The sequence below is a fragment of the Alkalicaulis satelles genome (assembly GCF_008630495.1).
Lineage (GTDB): Bacteria > Pseudomonadota > Alphaproteobacteria > Caulobacterales > Maricaulaceae > Oceanicaulis > Oceanicaulis satelles.
Genome location: NZ_VWOJ01000002.1, coordinates 748,254 through 768,883 on the forward strand (window position 1 = coordinate 748,254; position 20,630 = coordinate 768,883).

A 20,630-nucleotide genomic window follows, 5' to 3' on the forward strand; every position below is an offset into this window, starting at 1 on the left:
AAGATGGTGCAGCGCGCGGGCGTTCTGGCGGCTCTGGCCGCCCTCATCCTCACCGGCCCGGCCGGTGCGGGTGAGCGCCCGCGCGTTGTCTCCCTTGATTTCTGCGCCGATCAATACGTGCTGGCGCTGGCCGACCGGGACCAGATCGCCGGCCTCGCCACCGGTCCCGATGACGCCCATTCCGCCCTGCGCGCGCGTGCGGCCGGATTGCGCCGGGTGCGCGACAACGCCGAGGACGTGCTGGCGCTCCATCCCGATCTCATCGTGCGCAGTTTTGGCGGCGGCGTGCGCGCGCAAGGCTTCTACGCCCGCGCCGGGCTCGCCGTACATGATCTGGGCTATGCGGGCAGTTTCGAGGATATGGAAGCGGTCATCGCCCGCACCGCGCAAGCGCTGGGTCAAGGTGAGCGCGGGACGGCCCTGATCGCACAAATGCGCGCCGATCTCGCCGCCGCCGCCAGGCCGGGCGCGCGCGCGCGCGCGTTATATCTGACGCCGGGCGGCGTCACCACCGGTTCGGGCACGCTGATCCATGCCATGATCGAGGCGGCGGGGCTGGAGAACGCCGCCGCCAGCGATGGCGCTATCGGCTGGACCAGCCTGCCGCTGGAGGCGCTGGTGCTGGACCCGCCCGAACTGATCATCACCGGATTTTTCGACCAGCCCGACATCGCCGCCGATCACTGGAGCCAGACCCGCCATCCGGTGCTCACACGCCTTCTGGAGCGCACGCCGGTCATTCATCTCGGCGGCGCCATGATCGGCTGCGGCCACTGGACGCTGGCTGAAGCCGCCCGGCAGGTGCGCGAGCAGGCCGACAGCCTGCTGGAGCCGGGCTCATGACGCGGCTTCAACTCAATGGCGTGCTGGCGCTGACGGGGCTGGCTGCGATCCTCGCCGGGCTGATGGCGGGCAGCGCGCCGCTCTCGCTTGCCGATACGCTGGCCGGGCTCATCGGCGCGGGACCGGACGGCGCGCGCCTGATCGTTCTGGAGATCCGCCTGCCGCGCGTGCTGGCGGCCTTCCTCACCGGTGCGGCGCTGGGCGCGTCAGGGGCGTTGCTGCAGGGTCTCTTGCGCAATCCGCTGGCTGATCCGGGCGTGCTGGGCGTCAGCGCCATGGCGGCGCTGGGCGCGGTGATCGCCATCTGGTTCGGCCTTTCGGCGCTCAGCGCTTTCGCCGTGCCGGTCATGGCGATCGCGTTTGCGGGCCTGGCCGCAGCGGTGCTGGCCGGGCTCGCCGCCACGCGCCTGTCGGTGGTGCAGCTCATCCTGGCGGGGGTGGGGCTGTCGAGTTTTGCCGGGGCGCTGAGCGCGCTGGCGATGAATCTGGCGCCCACGCCTTTCACCTTAAGTGATCTGGTCAACTGGCTCATGGGCTCGGTGGCCAACCGGTCCTTCGCCGATCTGGCGCTGGCCGCGCCCTTCTGGATCGCCGGCGCCGTCATCGCCGTGTTCGCCCTGCCGGGGCTGCGCGCCCTGACGCTGGGCGAGGAGACGGCGGCGAGCCTGGGGGCGGACATCACCCGCACCCGGCTGTGCGCCATTATCGCCAGCGCGCTCCTGACCGGCGGAGCGGTGGCGGTGGCCGGGATTATCGGCTTTGTCGGCATTGTCGCCCCGCATCTGGTGCGCCCGCTGGTGCGTCATGATCCCGGCGACCTGGTCCTGCCCAGCGCGCTGGCCGCGGGCGCGCTGCTGGCGCTCGCCGATCTTGCCTTGCGCCTGGCGCCCTTCCCCCAGGAGCTCAAGCTCGGCGTCGCCGCTGCGCTGGTGGGCGCACCCGCCTTCATCTGGATCGCCGCGCGCAGCCGGAGCATAGGACGATGAGCGCGGGGGCCCTCATCCACGCCAGCGTCACGCTGGGCGGACGGTGCGTGCTGGAGGAGGTGAGCCTGTCTGTTTCGCCCGGCGAGCTGGTGGCGCTGGCTGGACCCAATGGCGCGGGCAAGTCCACAGTGCTGCGCGCGCTTGCAGGCCTGGCGCCCTTGAGCGCAGGCGAGGCGCAGCTCGGCGGGACGGATGTGAAAACGCTCTCGCCCACCCAGCGGGGCCGCAAGGCGGCCTGGCTCGCCCAGGAGCGCGCCAGCGCCTGGTCGATCCGGGTCAAGGATCTGGCCGCCCTTGGCCGGTTCGCCTGGTCGGGCGCGCCCTATGAGCGGCTGGCTGAGGCGGACCGGGCAATCGTCGATGACGCGCTGGCCCGGGCGGGCGCAGCGGCGCTGGCCGACCGGCCATTGGACGCCCTGTCCGGCGGTGAGCAGGCGCGCGCCCATCTGGCCCGCGCCCTGGCGGCGCGCGCGCCGCTGCTGGCTGTGGACGAACCGGCCGCCGCGCTGGATCTGCGTCATCAATATGAAGCCATGGCGGTGCTGCGCGCCGAAGCCGATCTGGGCCGTTCGGTGATCGCCGCACTGCACGATCTGGACGCTGTGATGCTGTGGGCCGACCGGGTGATCGTGCTCGATCAGGGCCGGGTGGCTGCCGACGCCGCGCCCCGCGCTGCGCTGAACGCAGAGCTGCTGGCGCAGGTGTTCGGCGTGCGCCGCCGTTCTGCAGGCGGCTACGAACCGGTCTGAGGCGTGGCCAGCTCGCGCAGCTGGGTCGAAGCGATGGCCACTTTTGACAGCGCCCACACGCCCGACGATCCCAGCTCCTCCAGCGTGCGGTCGGCCCGGTCCACCTCCGCGTCATGACGCGAGGTCCAGGAGGCCACCAGCTCCCCGGCCCAGTTGCGGTCCGGGGATTCCACGCCGGCCGCCAGGGACCCGCCCGCCTCGCCGGCATAGGCCATGATCTGATGGGTCAGGGCGTACTGGCTGGCGTACAGGTCCTCGATCAGGCGGCGCATGGCCAGGCGGTCCCAGTGCAGGCTGGAGGAGAGCTGGCCGCCCGCCCCGCGCAGGACGTCGAACCGGAAGCGCGCGCCCACGGCGTGATAGAGACAGGCCGCCGCGGCCAGCGGCCAGGACGCCTCGCGCGCCAGATCGATCACGTCCGAGGACGAGGTCAGGGGCTTGAGCCGCGCCACGTCGCGCGCCAGGTCTTCGGGCGCGCCCTGCTCGGCATAGCCGGCCATGCGGTGGGCGACGCCATCGGCGTCAAACGGCGAGATGACGTCGTCGGCCATGGCCTTGAGCGCATCCACGCCGGGCTGATAGGCCGCGATCACATCGGCGACCGGAACCGCCTCGCCGCCCATGGCCCGGCGCGCCAGCCAGTAGGTCTGACGGCGCAACAACCGGATCACCTCGTCATGCAAGGCGGTCTGGACCGAGGCGGGGGCCTGGTTGTCCAGCGCATTAATGCGGTCGGTGAAGTCCTTGAAGCGGAAGATGCGCCGGCCCGCCTCGAAGGCGCGGGCGATGGCGTCCGCCGATGCGCCCGTGCTTTCGATGGCGCGCGACAGGAAGGTGGGGCCGCCCAGATTGACCATGTCATTGGCCAGGCGCGTGGCGATGATCTCGCGTTTCAGCCGGTGGCCCTGCATGGCTTCGCCGTGGCGGGCCAGCTGATGCGGGAAATAGGTGACCAGCATGTCGGTGAAATGGGGGTCGTCCGGCGCGCCGGAGGCCACGATCTCATCAAACAATGTGATCTTGGCATAGCTGATCAGCACCGCGATCTCGGGCCGGGTCAGGCCCAGGCCCTGCTCTTTCAGCTCGCGGATCTGCTCGGCCGAGGGCAGGCCCTCCACCTTGCGGTCCAGGCGCCCGGCGCGCTCCAGCCGGTCCATCAGGCGCTCATGGGCGTCGATGTCCTCGGCGGCGTGCTCGCGCGCGATGGTGAGCGCCAGGGACTGGTCGTAATTATGCGCCAGCACGTGCTCGGCCACCGCGTCGGTCATGGATTCCAGCAGGGCGTTGCGCGCCTTCAGGTCCATCTGGCCGTCGCGGACCATGGGGTTGAGCAAAATCTTGATGTTGACCTCATGGTCGGAGCTGTCCACTCCGGCCGAGTTGTCCACGAAGTCCGCATTGCAGCGCCCGCCGCTGCGGGCGTATTCGATGCGCGCAGCCTGGGTCAGGCCCAGATTGGCGCCCTCGCCGATGACGGCGGCCTTCAGTTCGGCGCCATTGATGCGGATCGGGTCATTGGCCCGGTCGCCCACTTCATAGTCCTGTTCCTGGGACGCCTTTACATAGGTGCCGATGCCGCCGAACCAGATCAGCTCGGCCTCGGCTTTGAGCAGGGCGCGCATCAACTCGTTGGGCGTAGCGGTCTTGCCCTCAAGGCCGGTGAGGGCGCGGATCGCGTCATTGAGCGTGATCGCCTTGGCTGAGCGGGAGAACACGCCGCCGCCCTTGGAGATCAGCGAGGCGTCATAGTCCTGCCAGCTGGAGCGGGGCAGCTTGAACAGGCGCTCGCGCTCGGCCCAGGAGACAGCCGGATCGGCCGGGTCCGGATCAATGAAGATATCGCGATGGTCGAAGGCGGCCAGCAACCGGATCTGCTTGGACAACAGCATGCCATTGCCAAACACGTCCCCGGACATGTCGCCCACGCCGATCACGGTGAAGGGTTCGGTCTGGATGTCCTTGCCCATCTCGCGGAAATGGCGCTGGACCGAGACCCAGGCGCCGCGTGCGGTGATGCCCATCTTCTTGTGGTCATAGCCCGCAGATCCGCCCGAGGCGAAGGCGTCGCCGAGCCAGAAATCATACTCGCTCTGGGCCACGGTGTTGGCCATGTCGGAAAAGGTGGCCGTGCCTTTGTCGGCGGCGACGACGAGATAGGGATCCTCATCGTCCCAGCACACCACATTTCCGGGCCGCTTGACCGCGTCCTCGGAGAGGTTGTCGGTGATGTCCAGCAGCCCGCGCAGGAACACCTTGTAGGCCTCCTGGCCTTCGGCGAGCCAGGCCTCGCGGTCGGAGCGGTCGGGCAATTGCTTGGCGTAGAACCCGCCCTTGGAGCCGACCGGCACGATGACCGCGTTCTTGACCTGCTGGGCCTTGACCAGACCGAGCACCTCGGTGCGGAAATCCTCGCGCCGGTCCGACCAGCGCAAGCCGCCGCGCGCCACCGGACCGAAGCGGATATGCACGCCTTCCACCCGGGGGCTCCACACGAAAATCTCGCGATAGGGCTTGGGCTCGGGCAGGTCGCGCAGCTTGCGGCTGGCGATCTTGAGCGAGATCCAGGGCTTGGGCGCGCCGTGTTCATCGGTCTGGTAGAAATTGGTCCGCAGCACCGCCTCGATCAGGCGCAGTATGCGGCGCAGGGCCCGGTCATGATCGAGACTCTCCACCGCATCGAGCTGGACGCGCAGCTCCTGGGCGATGGATTTGGCCTTGGCCTCGCGCGCCTTGAGGTCCAGTTCGAGGGCCGGGTCAAACCGGGTTTCCGCCAGTGACAGAAGCCCGCGCGCAATGTCCGGATGGGCGGCGAAGGCTTCTTCCTGCAAGGACTGGGAGGGGTCCAGGCCCGATTGCTGGCGGTAGCGCGCGCATGCGCGCAGGAAGGCGGCCTGGCGCCAGGTCACGCCGATGGCCAGCACCAGCCGGTTGAAGCCGTCATCCTCGGCCTGGCCCGACAGAACCGCCAGCAGGGCCGCCTCGAAGGGCTCGGCGGCGCTGGCGGCGTCCTTGATGGCGCCGGTGGTCAGGCGCGCCTCGAACTCGTGCACCCACAAGGTTTCGGCGTCCTCACCCTCGCGCTTGCGGCGCACGGCATAGCCCGATTCAGCCTGCACATGCAGGCCCAGATTCTCCAGCACGGGAAGGACTTCAGACAGGGCCACCTGCTCGCCGTGGCGGTAGAGCTTCAGGCGCATGCGCCCGGCGCCCTCGCCCGGCGCGTTGAAGGCGCGCGCAGCCAGGGGGCGGTCGGCGCTGATGGTCTCCATGCGCTGGATGTCGGCCAGCGCCTCGGCGGCGTTGTAACGCTCGCGATAGCCGGCCGAATAGCCGTCCAGATAATTGAGCGCCGCCCGGCGCAGGGCCGTGTCGGAGGCGGCGCGCGCCGCGGCGTTGAGTTCGTCCTCCCAGGTGCGCGCCAGCTCGGCCACCTGGCGCTCCAGCTCGGCCGGATCGGGCTCGGGATGCTTGAACGGGTCCAGGCCGATGATGAAATGGACCCGCGCCAGCGGGCCGTCGCCGAAATTGGGGTAGAAGGCCGACAGCCGTCCGTTGAAGGCCTCGCGGATCAGCTCGCCCGCCTGTTCGCGAACCTTGGAGTTATAGCGCTCGCGCGGCACGAACAGCAGGCAGGAGACGAACCGGTCAAACTGGTCGCGGCGCATGAACAGCTTGGTGCGCGGACGGTCATTGAGATGCAAAATGCCCAGCGCCAGCTGCAGCAGATCGTCTTCCTCTGTCTGGAACAGCTCGTCGCGCGGATAGTTCTCCACGATGTTCTGGAGCTTCTTGTAGGAGTGCGAACCCGCCGGCTTGCCCGAGCGCTCGATCACCCGGCGCACCTTGCGCCGGATCAGCGGCACCTCGCGGGCCATCTGGTCATAGGCGTCGGAGGTGAACAGGCCCACAAACCGGGTCTCGCCGATCACCGAGCCGTCGCTGCGGTAACGCTTGACCCCGATATAGTCCATGTAGACGCGCCGGTGGACGCGGCTTTTCATGTTGGACTTGGCGACGATCACCGGAGACGGCGCGCGCAAATACGCCTCGATGGCCGGGCTCAGGAGCAGCGGCTCGGCGGTGGAGCGCAGCACATTGCGGTCGGGATCGCGCAACACGCCATGCCCGGAATCGGGCACGATATCGGGCTCCTTGCGTTCCAGCTTGCCGTCCGGCCCCACGATATAGCGATAGTCCCGGCAGCCCAGGAAGGTGAAATGGCCCTCGCGCAGCCAGCGCAGGAAGGCCAGCGACTCCTCAAGCTCGTCCTTGGGCGCACTGGTGGGCGCCGAGGCGATATGGCCGATCACCTCGTCCATCTGGTCGAGCATGCCCTGCCAGTCATCCACCGCATCGCGCAGATCGATCAGGGCGGCCATGATCTCCTGCTCCAGGCGGGCGCGGCTCTCCGGCGAGAGCCGGTCCACATGCACCTGGATCATGGATTCCTTGATCACCCGCCCGCCGCTCCCGACCCGGTTGGCGTCCGAATCGCGGCGCACCTGGACGATGGGATGGAACATGGCCAGCACATCCAGGCCCATGCCTGCGATCTCGCCCATTACCGAATCCACCAGGAAGGGGCGGTCCTGACCGATCACCTCGAGAATATCGCGGTCCAGCTCGCGCCCGTCCGCGCCTTGGGCGCAGCGCACGCGCACCTTGATTTTTTCACCCGGGCGCTCCGCAGCGTAAGCCCAGAACTCCGCGGCCAGGGCCAGCGCATCGTCCATGGACAGGCCAGACATGTCATCGGCCAGAGCGTCGCTCCAGACCTGCTGGAGATAGCTCTGCGCATCCGACCCGCAGGCTTTGAAGCGCTTGGCGAACAGGGTTTGTCCAGCCTTCTCGAAGGCGTCCTGATTGTAAGCGTGTGCGACGCTGACGACAGCGTTCATGACCGGCGGCTCCCGGAGTGTGGGGCGCGCGCGAAGCGGCGCGCCTCCAAGGAAAGATGACTGGCCGCACACTACTGCGCCCGCCGTACCGTTCAAGCGCTGCGCGGCGTCTGGACCTGTCATCGGGGCTGTGGTCATGTGCGCGCCAGCACGCAAGGACGCCAAAACGTCCCTTTATCGGAAGGATCGCCCCATGCCCCATGCCCTGATCACCGGCGCCAATCGCGGCCTTGGCCTGGAACATGTCCGCCAGCTCTTGCAGCGCGGCTGGACCGTCACCGCCGCCGTGCGCGATCCCCAGGGCGCTGCAGACCTCAAATCGCTTGACCCCGGCGACGGGCGCCTGCGCATCGAGGCCTATGACGCCAGCGATCCCGGCGCGGCCAAAGCCTTGCAGTCGAAGGTCAGCGGCCCGCTGGACATCGTGTTCGCCAATGCCGGCGTGATGAGCCGCGCCGGGTTCGGCTCCGCCGCCGGCGAGGATTTCATCACCGCCATGCAGATCAACGCTCAGGCGCCGCTGGCGCTGGCCGAAGCGTTCGCCGACCAGGTGGCGCGCAGCCAGCTCAAGGTGATTGCGCTGCAATCAACCCGCATGGGCTCTATCGCCGACAATACGTCGGGCGGGATGTACGCTTACCGCGCTTCCAAGGCGGCGCTCAACGCTGTGGGCAAATCGCTGAGCATCGATCTCAAGCCCAAGGGCGTGATCGTGCTGATCCTGCATCCGGGCTGGGTGAAAACCGATATGGGCGGGCCGGGCGGCCAGCTGACGGTCACCGAATCGGTGGAAGGGCAGCTTGACCTGATCGCCCGGGCCAATCCGGCCATGAGCGGGCGCTTCTTCCATGTCAGCGGCCAGGACCTGCCCTGGTAGTTCAGGCTCTTGAGCTGAAATGCAAAACGCCCCGCGCTCAAGCGCGGGGCGTTTGACTTGAGGGGACGGCGCCGCCGGACGGGGACAGGCATGTCCGGCGGCGCCTGCAGGCCTCATCGGGCAGGCTGGGGGGACGCACTCTGAGGCCTGTTTGCTGTACGCGTTTTGTGAAGCTGTTCAACCTGTCCCGAGATATAATACGCAGCACGCAATGTGCAAGCACTGTTCGCTGTGTGTTATCCGCCCCGCCTTGCCTGCCGGCCGGGTCCGGCGCGCGTGCGCGCGATGAACCCGAAATCGCCAAGAGTCTGATTTTCTTGCCCGGGCTGTTCTGCCCATGCCCCGTTAACTTCATTGTCATTAGAGCGTGCTGGCGCGGACAGGCGCAAGCGTGCGTCGGTCACAAGTCTGTGAGGGGCGTGATCTGCGCGGCTGCGCTTGCCTGGAGAGCACAGACGCCTATTGTTCAAACCCCATGATTGAGCTGGTTCTTGCCCTAGCCCAGGCCGATGCCGCCCCCGTGATTCGTCTCGACGAAGCGCGGGCGCATCAGACGCTGGAGGAGCGCCTTGAGGCGCGTCTGTCCGCCCTGAAAGAGGCGGAGACGCCCGCCTCGGCGGACATGATCGCCGATGAGGTCATCTCACTCTGGCGCCAGCAGGCCGGTCCCGTGGCCGATCTCCTGCTCAAGCGGGCGCATGAGGCGAGCGAGCGCGGCGACCGGGACACCGCACGCAGATCCTTGAATCACTTGCACTTGCTGGAACCGGACTTTGCCGAAGGCTGGGTCGCGGCGGCCCGGCTGGCCGCCGAGGACGAGGACTGGAGCTTTGCGCTGGAGGCGCTCAACACCGCTGTCACCCATGAGCCGCGCCGGTTTGACGCCTGGGTCATGCTGGGCCAGGCGCTGGAGCGCGCGGGGGCGCGTGAAGCGGCGCTGGAAGCGTATGAAGAGGCGCTCGGCGTCCATCCTCACCACGCCCGTGCGGGCCAGGCGCAAGCGCGTCTGTCGCGTGATCTGGCGGGGCGCGCCCTGTGAGCGCTAGCCTTGCTTATCCCCCGGTTCCCGTAGTGATAACGGCGATTTCCGTTTTGATAATGGCGGTTCTGGTGCTGTCGGCGTGCGCGGCCGGCGCCGGGCGGTCATCAGACATCGCCGAGCGTTTCGCCCCCGATGGGGCGTTCCTCACCGTGCAGGACGTGGCGCTGCACTATCATGTGACGGGACCGGAGGGCGCGCCCGCGGTGCTGGCGCTGCACGGCGCCTCGGCCAATCTGCATGAGCTCAGGAGCGCGCTGGAAGGCCCGCTGGCGCACTACCGGGTGATCTGGCTCGACCGGCCGGGGCTGGGCTGGAGCGAACGCCCGTCCGGCGCCTGGAGCCCGCAGCGCGAGGCGGCGCTGATCGCGGCGTTTCTGGATGCGATGGAGACCGGACCGGTCACGGTGATCGGTCATTCCTGGGGCGGGGCGATCACGCTGCGCCTGATGATGGACCATCCTGACAAGACCGCCGGGGCGGTGCTGATCGCGCCGGCCCTGCGCGCCCATGTGGGCGAGGCGGCGTTCTACAACCGGGCGACGCTCTGGCCGGTGGTGGGTCCGGTGATCACGCACGCGGTGGTTCCGCTGTCCGGTCCCGGCCAGCTGGAGAGTGGGGCGGCGAGCGCCTTCCATCCCGAACCCCTGCCGGACAATTATGTGGAGCGCGTTCGCCTGGCGCTGATCCTGCGCCCCGGCCCGTGGCGGGCCAATGCCGAAGACATGGCCCGGGTCAATGACCATCTGGCCGCCCAGGAAGAGCGCTATGGCGAGATCACCCAGCCGGTGATCCTGATCGCCGGGCCGCAGGACTCGGTGGTCTCCACCCGGCGCCACGCGCACCCGGTGGCTGAGACCCTGCCGGCGGGCGAGCTGCGCGAGCTGGACGCGGCGGGCCATAACCCGCACCATGGCGAGGCGGGCGCGGCTGCGGTTGTGGAGGCGCTGGAGACCGTGCGGGCGCGTTTGACCGCGCCGGATGCGCGTAACCATTGAGCCGCGCGCTTGCCCTTGAGGCCCCGCCTCGCCTATGCATCCGGGCCGATCCCTTGACCCCGCCCACCCAGGAGACACGCTCATGGCCGATATCGCCGCCCTTCCCGAAAAAGACGAATCCGACGCCATCGGCGCGGCGGCGCGCGATCAGCTGAAAAGCTTCGTGTCGCGCATCGAGCGCCTGGAAGAGGAAAAGGCCGGCATCGCCGCCGATATCAAGGAAGTCTATGCCGAGGCCAAGAGCTTCGGGTTCGACACCAAGGTGTTGCGCAAGGTGATCTCGATCCGCAAGCAGGACCGCAATGAGCGCCAGGAGCAGGAAGCCCTGCTGGAGCTGTATCTGGGCGCGGTGGGAGAGTTCTGAGCCGCACATCTTGCGCCGGACACCGGGCCGGAAACCAAAAAGGGGCGCTGATGGCCCGCGGGCGTGATGATGCGCCGCCAGACGGCAAGCCGGCCGCCCGCGATGACCGGGCCGCGCGCAAGGCGCTGGCCCGCATCCGCAAGGCGCGCGCCGCCGTGGACCGCGCCATCGCGGACGCCGAGGACCCGGACGCGGCTCAGGCCGCCCGCGCCGCGCTGACCGACTGGGAAGATGAATTCATGAGCTCGGTGGAGGCGCGCCTGACGCGCTTCGGCTCGGCCTTCGCCGATCCGGCCAAGGGCGCGCCGGGCGAGGCGCTGTCCCATCTGCAGCTGGTCAAGCTCAAAGAGATCGAGGCCAAGGCCCGCGGCAAGCCCCGCAAGGGCTTTAACCGCCGCTCCAGCTTCCGTCCCAAGGCGCCGGCCTCCAGGGCCCGGGCGCGCGATATTCACGAGGACATGCCGGAGGCGGCGCCGGCGCCGGAAGCCACTGTTCGCGATGAGGCGCCGGGCTTGTCGCCTGCCCGCGCCGCCCGCCCGGCGCTGCGCATTATTCGCGGCGGGCGCGATGACTCAAACGACGCCTAGGCGGGCCAATGGCTCGAATACGAAGGGCGGAACCCCAATGACAAGCGGGGGCGGACTTGAGCAGCCTGCCCCCGCCATGCGCCAGATCAGGCCTCGGAAGCGGCGATCAGCCGGCGCAGATGCGCGCGATGGGCGCGCGCCTCGCGTGAACCGAACAGGTCCGGCATCCAGCCCGGCCCGACCCAGCCCTTGATGTCGCCGATCGAGGCCAGCGCCGCCGAGCGCGAAGCTGGCGAGAAGCTGGAGTCGGACGTGATGGCGATCAGGCGCTGGAGATAGGCCACCTGCAGGTTCTGCCGGTAGGAGTTGGGCTCACCGCCCACATCGGCCTGGTACATGATGCGGGTCAGGTCGCGCATGTATTCGGCCGGGCTGTAGGTCCCGCCATAGCGCCGGGAATCCTGCAGCCGCTCAAGCACGTTCGGGTGGGTGAGATGGGCCAGAAGCGCCATCTGCTGGGCGAAGGCGCGGCTGTGAAGGGACGGGTCTTCATTGGAGCCGAAATGGTCGAAGAAACGCCGCTGGCGCTGCAGCCGGTCGGCGAAGGCCTCCTCGGCGGTGAAGGCGTCCGGGCCGAACATGGACGCCTCCAGCACCCGCAGGGCTTCTTCCTGCTTGGCGCGGGGCACCGGGATGAAGGGCCGCTCGGCGCCGGGCTGGCCGACCACGGCGCGGTTATTGTACACCCCGCCGATATGGCGCGTGGCCACATTGGCTGCGCCGAAACGCTGCCCGGTCAGGATCAGATAGCTGGTGAGCAGCGCCTGATAGGTCTCGCCTTCCTTCTCGAATTGCTCAGGCAGGGCCGTCAGGGTGTCATTGATGATATCAACACGCTGGGCGGCCCAGCCCACCGGATCGTCGGACAGGTCATTGATCATCACCCGCGGGTCGACGCCGCGTCCGGGCGCGCGCATGTCGTCGGCGTCATTGCCGAACGCCAGCTCCGGCTCGGTGGAGCGCGCCAGGATCGCCGGCAGGGCGTCCTCGTCGGTGGTGTAGCCGTACTGGATCGCCCAGATGTCATAGGGTCCGGGCGTGTCCAGCGACCAGGGGCCCTGCTCCACGCCCGCCGGGGCGATGTTGAGCGCGGGATAATCCATGATCGAGTTGGTCACCGGCCGCCCGTCATGGAGATGCTCGAGCGGCACCTCGGAGGTGGCGCGCATATTGTGCATCAGGCCCAGCGTATGGCCGATCTCGTGGATCACCAGATAGGCCAGCGACTGGCGCTGCAGCTCGTCCATTTCCATCTGGCTGGCGCCGCGCGCCTGCAATGTGGCGAGCGCGGCCTGTGTCTCGAACTGCAGGTGTTCGGCGAAATTGCACATCTCGCCATGGGCGTGGTCGTGCACATGGGCCAGCTCGGGCCGGCCGGTCATTTCCGCCAGCATGTCTGCGGGCAGCCAAGGGGTGAGCCCGGCCACGTCGAAGATTTCCGAGAAGCGGATACGGTTCGTCATGAACACGTATTCCAGCATGATGTCCGCGCCAATGATCTCGCCGGTGCGCGGATTGGTGAAGCTCGGCCCGTAGCCGCCAAAGGGCGGGGTGGGCGACGAGGTCCAGCGCAGGACATTGTAGCGGATATCGCCTGCATCCCAGTCCGCATCGTCGGGCTGGACGCGCACCTCGATGGCGTTGGAGAAGCCCGCCGCCTCGAATGCGATATTCCAGGTCAGCGCCGCCTCGCGGATATCGTCGCGCAGCTCGTGCGGGGTGGTGTTCTCGATCCACCACACGATGGGCTCGACCGGATCGGAAATCTCCGCGTCCGGATCCTGTTTGACCAGCCGCCAGCGATTGATCACGTCATCGAAGGGCGTGACGGTGGTGTCGGTCAGATTGGTCACGCGCTGGCCGAAATAACCCACGCGGAAATCATCGCTGCGCGGCTCATAGCCGTTTTCGGGCATGGCGATGAAGGAGTGCTGGAGCTTGACCGCTACCGTGCGCGGATCGGTGATTTCCGGCCCGATGGCGCCGCGCGGCGTGTCGTTGGTGAAGACGTATTCCACGATCACGTCGGTATTGAGCGGATAGGAACGCGCCTCCAGCACCCGGGTCCGGCCCGAGTCCAGGCGGCCCAGCTGGAACATGTTTTGCGCCGCCGGACCGGTGGGCGGGGTCGGCTTGATCTGGTGCATGTCTTCCGACTGCAACAAGCGGCCGGCATTGATCAGATAGCGCGCCGGGCTTCCCGCCTCGCCGTCTTCACCGTCTTCAGCCGGCGTTTCAGCGACCACATCGAGCACCGCCAGCAGGGCGCGGGTGATATTGGCGTCGGCGGCGCGCGACAGGGCGTTGTCCTCATCGAAGGAGAAGCTGGTATTGACCGCCTCGATCTCGATCTTGCCGAAGCGGCGCTCGAACACGAGCACCCGGTTGGCGCGGAACATGCCGCGGAAATGGCCGACGCGCGGCGCGCCGTCCTCGGTATAGGTAAAATAGATGATCTCATCGCCGAGAATGTCGCCGGAGATCTCCATGAACAGATCGCCGTTCTCGGTATTGCGATAAAGCGGGAACAGGCCGTCCGTGCGCTCGAACTTTTCGTCCTCGGTGTATTCCTCGATGGTCTTGTCATCAGCCAGCGCGCCTGCGCTGAACAAGACAAGAGCAATCAGCGCCGCGATCCAGCGGCTGCTCTGAGCGATCATGGATTTCCCTCCCCGGACAAGTTGCAATGCGCAATCTAGGCCGCCAGAGCGTAACGGGCCAAGCCTTGAGCAGCTTAATCTTTGGTCACGAAATCGCCACAGGCGCGGCTTGCGGCGGGCTGCGCCCTGCTTTGATGAGCGGGTTGACCGGACAAGTTGGCGAGCCTAATTTGTCCGGACAACAATCCCGCAAAGGACTTCCATGCGCTGCCTGCTCTTCGTGCCCGGATCGCGCCCTGACCGTATCGCCAAGGCGCTGGGCGCCGGGGCTGATGGGGTGTGCGTGGACCTTGAGGACGCGGTGGCGCCCGCGGACAAGACCGGCGCGCGCGCCGCCGTGCTGGCGGCGCTGGCCGAGCCGCGAGCGGTCTCGCCGCGCCTGGGCTTGCGGGTCAATTCCCCGCGCACGCCGGCCGGGCTGGCCGATCTGGCGGCGCTGGCGCAAGGCGCGGCGCGGCCTGATTTCCTGATGTTGCCCAAAGTCTCCCACGCCGAGGAGCTCGCCATCGTGCGCGAGGCGTTGGGCGGGGCGGACTGCCCTGCGCTCTGGCCGGTGGTGGAAAGCGCGGCGGGGCTCCAGCAGGCCTACGCCATCGCCGCTGCGCCGGGCGTGGAGGGCGTGTTGTTCGGCGGCGCCGATTTCGCCGCTGATCTTGGAATTTCGCTGGACTGGGAGCCGCTCCTGCATGCGCGCGGAACGCTGGTGTCTGCGTCGGCGGCGGCGGGCGTGGCGCTGATGGACGTGCCGTTTCTGGATGTGGCTGATGAGGCGGGCCTTATCGAGACCACGCGCCGGGCCAGGGCCCTTGGCTTTACCGGCCGCTCCTGCATCCATCCGGCGCAAGTGGCGGGCGTCATCGCCGCCTTCACGCCCTCAACGGAAGAACTGGAACACGCGCGCGCGGTTCTGGAGGCCTTCGAGGCGGCCGAGGGCGGGGCGGCGCTGTTCAAGGGCAAGCTGATCGAATTGCCGGTGATCCGCGCGGCGCGCCGCACGCTCGCCGCCGCCCAGGATTGAAGGGGAATATCTTGGTCCAGAATATCAAGGAAATCGGCCCGCAGCGCTATCGCGAGACCTTCGGGCGCTATTTCGAGGATTTCACCGTGGGCGATGTGTATGAGCACCGCCCGGCCAAGACGGTGACCGAATACGACAATCACCTGTTCACGCTGATGACGATGAACACCCATCCCATGCATTTCGACGCCGAATTCGCCAAGGGCTCGGAGTTCAAGCGCAATCTGGTGGTCAGCCCCTACACGCTGGCGATCCTGATCGGGATGAGCGTCACCGACGTGTCCCAGAAGGCCATCGCCAATCTTGGCATGGACGAGGTGAAATTCACCGCGCCGGTGTTTGCGGGCGACACGATCTATGGCGAGAGCGAGGTGCTGGCCAAGCGCGAGAGCCAGTCTCGCCCCGGTCAGGGCATCGTCACGGTCCTGACCCGCGGCTTCAACCAGCGCAGCGAGATGGTCTGCACCTTCAAGCGCAACATGCTCATCCCCGGCCGCGGCAATGCGGTCGAGGACAAGGTTGGAAATTACTGAGCCGCGCCGGCGTTTTGCTCCCCCGCTTGCGGGGGAGCTGTCCGCGAAGCGGACTGAGGGGGGATGCGCCGCTTCATTCTCCCCCCTTCCGTCTGACGCTTCGCGTCATCCACCTCCCCCGCCAGCGGGGGAGGAAAACACATCAGGGAGCTCGTCATGGCTGCTGCCGAAACCTATCAGATGACCGAGGCCGACGAGCGCCAGATGCTCGACGCGATCCAGAAATGGATCGGGAAGAAAGTCGCGCCCGTGGCCATGCAGCTGGAGCATGACGATGTCTGGCCGGCCGAGCTGGTCGAGGACATGAAGGAGCTCGGCCTGTTCGGCGCGCTCATCGATCCCGAATATGGCGGGCTGGGCCTGAGCGCGGCCACCTATTCGAAGATCGTCATGATGATCGCCGAGGAGTGGATGAGCCTGACCGGCATTTTCAACTCCCACCTGATGATGGCCCAGATCGTCCAGCGCTTTGGGACGGCGAAGCAGAAGGAATACTGGCTGCCGCGCTTCGCCACGGGTGAGATTCGCGGCGGGCTGGGGCTCACCGAGCCGGACGCCGGCACAGACCTGCAGGCCATCCGCACCACGGCAAAGCGTGTGGGTGACAAATACGTCATCAACGGCGCGAAAACCTGGATTTCCAACGCCATCCAGGGTCATGCGAGCGCGCTTCTGGTGAAGACCGATCCGGCCGCCGAGCCCCGCTACAAGGGCATGAGCATGCTGATCGTCACCAAGACGGACCCGGAAACCGGCGCAGCTCTGCCCGGCATCCGCAACGGCAAGAAGCTGGAGAAGCTGGGCTATAAAGGCATCGATTCAGGCGAGTTCGTATTCGAGGACTATGAGTGCGACGCCGAGCTGTCGCTGGTCGGCGGCGAGGAGGGCCAGGGCTTCTTCATGGCTACCGGCGGGTTGGAGATAGGCCGCATCAATATCGCCGCGCGCTCGGTGGGCATCGCCAGGCGGGCCCTGCGCGAAAGCGTCGCCTACGCCCAGACCCGAAAGACCATGGGCAAGCCCATCTGCGAGCATCAGGCGATCCAGCTGAAGCTGGGCGACATGGCCGCGCGCACCCGCGCCGCCGAGCTCTTGGTGGAGGACGCCGCGCGCGCCTACGACACCGGGGCGCGCATCGACATGGAAGCGGGCATGGCCAAGTATTTCGCCTCTGAAACCGCGGTGGAAGTAGCCACCGAAGCCATGCGCATCCATGGCGGCTACGGCTATTCCAAGGAATATGTGATCGAGCGCCTTTACCGCGATGCGCCCCTGATGTGCATTGGCGAGGGCACCAACGAGATGCAGCGCATCATCATCGCCAAACAGCTGGTCAAGCGGAACCCGGTCTGAGGGGGCTCAAAGCGCAAACATCTTTCTCCCCCCGCCTGCGGGGGGAGTGGCCCGAAGGGCCGAGGGGGGATGGGGCGGTTCAGGCAGACGCAAGGGTTTGAGGCGTTGCTATCCCCCCTCCGTCCGCTTCGCGGACACCTCCCCCGCAGGCGGGGGAGGACAAACCAGCCGCCCCGCCCACATTTAAGGATCACCCATGCACAAACCGCTTCAAGGCCTGCGCATCCTGACCATCGAGCAGTATGGCGCGGGGCCTTACGGCACCCAGCTTCTGGCGGCGCTGGGCGCAGACGTGATCAAGATCGAGAACCGGGCCGGCGGCGGGGATTCCTCGCGCGCGGCGGGGCCGCATTTCCTCGGCGCGCATGACAGCCAGTTCTTCCAGACCTTCAACCGGGGCAAGAAATCGGTCTGCCTTGATCTGAAAGAGACTGAGGACCGCGCCCTGTTCGAGGCGCTGGTGAAGGACGCTGACGCGGTGGCCAATAATCTGCGCGGTGATCTGCCGGCCAAGCTGAAGGTGGATTACGCCGCGCTGCAGGCCATCAAGCCGTCCATCGTGTGCGCCCATCTCTCGGCCTATGGGCGCGAGGGGGAGCGGGCGGCCTGGCCGGGCTATGACTATCTCATGCAGGCCGAAGCCGGCTTTCTGTCGCTGACGGGCGAGCCGGACGGCCCGCCGGCGCGCTTTGGCCTGTCCATGGTCGATTTCATGACCGGGACCATGATGGCGCTGGGCCTGGTCTCGGCGGTTCTGGGTGCGCGGCGCAACGGTCAGGGCTGTGACGTGGACGTGTCGCTGCTCGACACCGCCCTGCACCAGCTCTCCTATCCGGCCACCTGGCATCTCAATGAGGGCGATGTCACCACGCGCCTGGCGCGCTCCTCCCATCCGTCGGTGATGCCGAGCCAGCTCTTTCCCACCCGGGACGGCTGGATTTTCCTGATGTGCCAGCTGCCCAAATTCTGGAACGTGTTCTGCCAGGCGGCGGGCCGGAGTGATCTGGCGGACCACCCCGATTACGCCGACGTGGGTGCGCGCGCCGCCAACCGCGCGGCGCTGCAGGACGAGCTCGACGCCCTGTTCCGCACCCGCACGACAGCAGACTGGATGGCGGCGCTTGGCGGCAAGGTGCCGGTGGCGCCCGTGCATGACATCGCCGCGGCGCTGGACGCGCCCGATGCGCGCGCCATGATAGAGACGGTGGAGCACCCCGAGCGCCCGGACGGGCTGAAGCTGCTGCGCGAACCCATCCGCATCAATGGCGAGCGGCCCTCCCAGACCCGCGCGCCGCAGCTGGGCGAGCATGATGACGCGGTGCTGGGACCGCTGAGACGAGGCCAGACATGATCCTCACGCCCGAGCTTCTGAACCAGCATCCCGTCCCGCTCTCGCGCACGCTGGGGGTGGAGATGGTGGAGGCGGGCCCCGAGCGCGTGGTGGCGCGCCTGAAGGTCACTGCGGAGATCTGCACCCTGGGCGGCACGCTGCATGGCGGGGCGATGATGAGCCTGGCCGACATCGCCGGGGCCACCGGCGCCTATATCAGCCTGCCCAAAGGGGCTGTCGGCACCACCACCACGGAAAGCAAGACCAACATGATCTCCAGCCCGCCTGAAGGCGCCGTGGTGATCGCCACGGCGACCCCCGTCCACAAGGGCCGCACCAGCCAGGTCTGGCAGACCCGCATCGAGACCGAAGCGGGCAAGCTCGTCTCCATCACCCTCCAGACCCAGCTCAATCTGTGGCCAAAGGGATGAGGGATTTTGTCCGCCGGATATGCTAGGCTGAACCCATGAATATCGAGCAGGACCATCCCCGGATTTCCATCGATCCCGCGATCATGTTCGGCAAGCCGTGCATCAAGGGCACGCGCGTGCCGGTGTACTTGATTTTGAGAAAGCTTTCGTCCGGGATGAGCGAGGCGGAGATTCACGAGGCCTATCCGCACCTTGAACAAGGCGATGTGCAGGCCGTCTTGGCGTATGCCGCCGACCAGCTGGAAGAGCCTGTCGTGGCGGCCCAGTAGTGCGGTTCTTCGCTGACGAATGCGTGGATATGCGCATCGTGCGCGCATTGCGCAGCGCAGGCCACGAAGTCCTCCAGCCCGATTTTTCTGCTCGCGGTGCAGCCGATGACAGTGTGCTTGAGGCGGCTTTGAAAAGCAGAGCGGTTCTGCTCACCGAAGATCGCGATTTTGGCGCGCTGCTGTTTCGTGATTCTCGTGACGCTGTCGGCGTTGTCTATTTCCGCTGCGATGACCCTGCCCGCTGCACGCAAGCCGTGCTGGACACGCTGCACCGCGTCACGGGCCATTTCGTTGTCGTCACTGATCGCGCCATTCGCGTGCGCCCTTTGAAGGGAAGCCTTCCCCATGAAACTCTCCGGCCTCAAAGTCCTTGACCTCTCCGCCTTCCTGCCCGGTCCGCACATGACCCTGATGATGGCCGATCACGGCGCGGATGTGGTGATGATCGAGCCGGCCAACGGGACCGGCGAGCCGACGCGCGAGATCGGCTGGAAGACCGCCGACGGCGTGTCGGTCTGGTTCCGCAATATCGCGCGCGGCAAGCGCTCGCTGGCGCTGAACCTGAAAGACCCGGACGGCCAGGCCCTGCTACACGCGCTGGCGCGCGAGGCCGATGTGGTGGTGGAGGCGTTCCGCCCCGGTGTCGCCAAGCGGCTCGGCGCCGATTACGAGACGCTCAGCGCGATCAATCCGCGTCTGGTCTATTGCTCCATCTCCGCCTTCGGGCAGGACGGCGCCTATGCGATGAAGCCCGCCCATGACCTGACCGTGCAGGCGCTGGCCGGGCTCGCCGATCTCAATCGCGGGCTGGAGGATGGCAAACCGGCCAGCCCCAACATGCCGGTGGCCGACATGGCCGCCTCGCTGATGGCGCTGTCAGCGGTGCTCATGGCGCTCTACAGGCGCCAGCAGACGGGCGAGGGCGATTTCATCGATCTGGCCATGTATGATGCGGCGCTGGCCTGGACGCCCAATGTCACCGGGCCTGTCTTCGCTGAGGACGCTCATCCGCCGGTGAAGGACATGCGCTCGTTCGGCGGGGCGGCCATGTATCATGTCTATGAAACGAAAGACGAAAAACACCTGGTGCTGGGTGGGTCGGAGATCAAGTTCGCCGCCAACCTGCTCGAGGCGCTGGGCCGTCCGGACCTGTTGCACTTCGCCCGCCTTGAGCCCGGCCCGGACCAGGCGCCCTTGCGAGACTATTTCAAAGAGACCTTCGCCAGCCGCACGCTGGCCGAATGGAGCGATTTCCTGAAAGACATCGATGTGTGCTGGGCGCCCGTGCGTTCGCTGAAAGACGCGTTCGACGATCCCCATACGCGCGCACGCGGCATGGTGTTCGAGGACGCCGCCGGCAACCGCCATATCGGCCCGCCCATCCGTTTCGCGAAAGAGCCGCCTCAGCCCGATCCGTCCGTGCCGGGGTTTGGCGCGCACTCCGAGGCGCTCGCCAGAGAGGCCGGGTTTGATCCTGAGCGCATCGCAGAGATGAAGGCGCGCGGGGTGATTTGAAGGTCGCGCTTTATGATTCCCCGCACCCCCTCACCTTTATCCTCTCCCCCATCTCCATGGGGGAGAGGGGGCATTGACGCCGCGCTTTTTCCTTTGGGCTTGGGGTCAAGCATTTCCGAAACAAACGCAGCGCATAAGCCTCCTCTCCCCTCTTTGAGGGGAGAGGATAAAGGTGAGGGG

The 20,630-nt window shown here is 67.2% G+C and carries 18 protein-coding genes; 16 read left to right on the plus strand and 2 right to left on the minus strand.

Going from position 1 to position 20,630, the window contains the following annotated elements; all coding sequences use genetic code 11:
• Positions 1 to 3: 3 nt before the first annotated feature.
• The 3 genes from F1654_RS09250 to F1654_RS09260 are packed head-to-tail and all read left to right on the plus strand — an operon-like array spanning position 4 to position 2,578.
• Entirely contained in the window at positions 4 to 843 is an 840-nt protein-coding gene (locus F1654_RS09250; protein WP_150023231.1) for an ABC transporter substrate-binding protein, read from the plus strand.
• Positions 840 to 1,829 carry a FecCD family ABC transporter permease gene (locus F1654_RS09255; protein WP_150023232.1) on the plus strand — a complete coding sequence of 330 codons (990 nt, stop codon included), beginning with the start codon at positions 840 to 842 and terminating at the stop codon, positions 1,827 to 1,829. The genes F1654_RS09250 and F1654_RS09255 overlap by 4 nt, the downstream gene beginning before the upstream one ends.
• Positions 1,826 to 2,578 (plus strand): ABC transporter ATP-binding protein, encoded by a 753-nt coding sequence (locus tag F1654_RS09260; protein WP_150023233.1) that lies wholly within the window; start codon positions 1,826 to 1,828, stop codon positions 2,576 to 2,578. The genes F1654_RS09255 and F1654_RS09260 overlap by 4 nt, the downstream gene beginning before the upstream one ends.
• On the opposite strand, the gene F1654_RS09265 is transcribed toward F1654_RS09260, so the two are convergent.
• Complete coding sequence (locus F1654_RS09265) at positions 2,563 to 7,476, minus strand: NAD-glutamate dehydrogenase (RefSeq protein WP_150023234.1); 4,914 nt, start codon at positions 7,474 to 7,476, stop codon at positions 2,563 to 2,565. The two genes, F1654_RS09260 and F1654_RS09265, sit on opposite strands and share 16 nt — an antisense overlap.
• A gap of 193 nt (positions 7,477 to 7,669) precedes the next feature.
• On the opposite strand from F1654_RS09265, the gene F1654_RS09270 reads away from it, so the two are divergent.
• The 5 genes from F1654_RS09270 (at position 7,670) to F1654_RS13905 (ending at position 11,341) form a co-directional block, all read left to right on the plus strand.
• On the plus strand, positions 7,670 to 8,353 hold the full coding sequence (locus tag F1654_RS09270; RefSeq protein WP_150023235.1) for an SDR family oxidoreductase: 684 nt from the start codon (positions 7,670 to 7,672) through the stop codon (positions 8,351 to 8,353).
• A 520-nt stretch (positions 8,354 to 8,873) separates the two neighbouring features.
• On the plus strand, positions 8,874 to 9,392 hold the full coding sequence (locus tag F1654_RS09275) for a tetratricopeptide repeat protein (RefSeq protein ID WP_150023236.1): 519 nt from the start codon (positions 8,874 to 8,876) through the stop codon (positions 9,390 to 9,392).
• Positions 9,393 to 9,451: 59 nt separating this feature from the next.
• Complete coding sequence (locus tag F1654_RS09280) at positions 9,452 to 10,390, plus strand: alpha/beta fold hydrolase (RefSeq protein WP_150023237.1); 939 nt, start codon at positions 9,452 to 9,454, stop codon at positions 10,388 to 10,390.
• Between the two features lie 82 nt (positions 10,391 to 10,472).
• Entirely contained in the window at positions 10,473 to 10,754 is a 282-nt protein-coding gene (locus tag F1654_RS09285) for a DUF2312 domain-containing protein (protein ID WP_150023238.1), read from the plus strand.
• A gap of 50 nt (positions 10,755 to 10,804) precedes the next feature.
• Positions 10,805 to 11,341 (plus strand): hypothetical protein, encoded by a 537-nt coding sequence (locus tag F1654_RS13905; protein WP_199200524.1) that lies wholly within the window; start codon positions 10,805 to 10,807, stop codon positions 11,339 to 11,341.
• A gap of 86 nt (positions 11,342 to 11,427) precedes the next feature.
• On the opposite strand, the gene F1654_RS09295 is transcribed toward F1654_RS13905, so the two are convergent.
• A complete protein-coding gene (locus F1654_RS09295; RefSeq protein ID WP_150023239.1) occupies positions 11,428 to 14,001 on the minus strand; it encodes a zinc-dependent metalloprotease in 2,574 nt (857 codons plus the stop codon).
• A gap of 202 nt (positions 14,002 to 14,203) precedes the next feature.
• Here F1654_RS09295 and F1654_RS09300 point away from each other — a divergent pair, with 202 nt between their 5' ends.
• From F1654_RS09300 to F1654_RS09335, 8 genes are all read left to right on the plus strand, one after another.
• Entirely contained in the window at positions 14,204 to 15,019 is an 816-nt protein-coding gene (locus F1654_RS09300) for an HpcH/HpaI aldolase/citrate lyase family protein (RefSeq protein ID WP_150023240.1), read from the plus strand.
• Between the two features lie 11 nt (positions 15,020 to 15,030).
• Positions 15,031 to 15,552, plus strand: a complete 522-nt coding sequence (locus F1654_RS09305) for a MaoC family dehydratase (RefSeq protein ID WP_150023241.1) — start codon at positions 15,031 to 15,033, stop codon at positions 15,550 to 15,552.
• A gap of 156 nt (positions 15,553 to 15,708) precedes the next feature.
• On the plus strand, positions 15,709 to 16,905 hold the full coding sequence (locus tag F1654_RS09310; protein ID WP_233205206.1) for an acyl-CoA dehydrogenase family protein: 1,197 nt from the start codon (positions 15,709 to 15,711) through the stop codon (positions 16,903 to 16,905).
• A 196-nt stretch (positions 16,906 to 17,101) separates the two neighbouring features.
• A complete protein-coding gene (locus tag F1654_RS09315) occupies positions 17,102 to 18,256 on the plus strand; it encodes a CaiB/BaiF CoA transferase family protein (RefSeq protein WP_150023242.1) in 1,155 nt (384 codons plus the stop codon).
• On the plus strand, positions 18,253 to 18,666 hold the full coding sequence (locus F1654_RS09320) for a PaaI family thioesterase (protein ID WP_150023243.1): 414 nt from the start codon (positions 18,253 to 18,255) through the stop codon (positions 18,664 to 18,666). The genes F1654_RS09315 and F1654_RS09320 overlap by 4 nt, the downstream gene beginning before the upstream one ends.
• Positions 18,667 to 18,701: 35 nt before the next feature.
• Entirely contained in the window at positions 18,702 to 18,935 is a 234-nt protein-coding gene (locus F1654_RS09325; protein WP_150023244.1) for a DUF433 domain-containing protein, read from the plus strand.
• The gene (locus tag F1654_RS09330; RefSeq protein ID WP_269844611.1) at positions 18,935 to 19,309 is read left to right on the plus strand and encodes a DUF5615 family PIN-like protein; all 375 of its coding nucleotides are present in this window, start codon (positions 18,935 to 18,937) and stop codon (positions 19,307 to 19,309) included. Before F1654_RS09325 ends, F1654_RS09330 begins: the two co-directional genes overlap by 1 nt.
• Positions 19,281 to 20,450: a CaiB/BaiF CoA transferase family protein gene (locus tag F1654_RS09335; protein ID WP_150023246.1), complete on the plus strand. Its 1,170-nt coding sequence runs from the start codon at positions 19,281 to 19,283 to the stop codon at positions 20,448 to 20,450. The genes F1654_RS09330 and F1654_RS09335 overlap by 29 nt, the downstream gene beginning before the upstream one ends.
• Positions 20,451 to 20,630 lie beyond the last annotated feature (180 nt).

Excerpts from the sequence above, each read along its gene's own strand:
- F1654_RS09255 (WP_150023232.1), top strand. The coding sequence starts at position 840 with ATGACGCGGCTTCAACTCAATGGCGTGCTGGCGCTGACGGGGCTGGCT.
- F1654_RS09295 (WP_150023239.1), bottom strand. The coding sequence starts at position 14,001 with ATGATCGCTCAGAGCAGCCGCTGGATCGCGGCGCTGATTGCTCTTGTC.
- F1654_RS09280 (WP_150023237.1), top strand. The coding sequence starts at position 9,452 with ATGGCGGTTCTGGTGCTGTCGGCGTGCGCGGCCGGCGCCGGGCGGTCA.
- F1654_RS13905 (WP_199200524.1), top strand. The coding sequence starts at position 10,805 with ATGGCCCGCGGGCGTGATGATGCGCCGCCAGACGGCAAGCCGGCCGCC.
- F1654_RS09300 (WP_150023240.1), top strand. The coding sequence starts at position 14,204 with ATGCGCTGCCTGCTCTTCGTGCCCGGATCGCGCCCTGACCGTATCGCC.
- F1654_RS09335 (WP_150023246.1), top strand. The coding sequence starts at position 19,281 with ATGAAACTCTCCGGCCTCAAAGTCCTTGACCTCTCCGCCTTCCTGCCC.
- F1654_RS09325 (WP_150023244.1), top strand. The coding sequence starts at position 18,702 with ATGAATATCGAGCAGGACCATCCCCGGATTTCCATCGATCCCGCGATC.
- F1654_RS09320 (WP_150023243.1), top strand. The coding sequence starts at position 18,253 with ATGATCCTCACGCCCGAGCTTCTGAACCAGCATCCCGTCCCGCTCTCG.
- F1654_RS09250 (WP_150023231.1), top strand. The coding sequence starts at position 4 with ATGGTGCAGCGCGCGGGCGTTCTGGCGGCTCTGGCCGCCCTCATCCTC.
- F1654_RS09265 (WP_150023234.1), bottom strand. The coding sequence starts at position 7,476 with ATGAACGCTGTCGTCAGCGTCGCACACGCTTACAATCAGGACGCCTTC.
- F1654_RS09260 (WP_150023233.1), top strand. The coding sequence starts at position 1,826 with ATGAGCGCGGGGGCCCTCATCCACGCCAGCGTCACGCTGGGCGGACGG.
- F1654_RS09315 (WP_150023242.1), top strand. The coding sequence starts at position 17,102 with ATGCACAAACCGCTTCAAGGCCTGCGCATCCTGACCATCGAGCAGTAT.
- F1654_RS09270 (WP_150023235.1), top strand. The coding sequence starts at position 7,670 with ATGCCCCATGCCCTGATCACCGGCGCCAATCGCGGCCTTGGCCTGGAA.
- F1654_RS09310 (WP_233205206.1), top strand. The coding sequence starts at position 15,709 with ATGGCTGCTGCCGAAACCTATCAGATGACCGAGGCCGACGAGCGCCAG.
- F1654_RS09285 (WP_150023238.1), top strand. The coding sequence starts at position 10,473 with ATGGCCGATATCGCCGCCCTTCCCGAAAAAGACGAATCCGACGCCATC.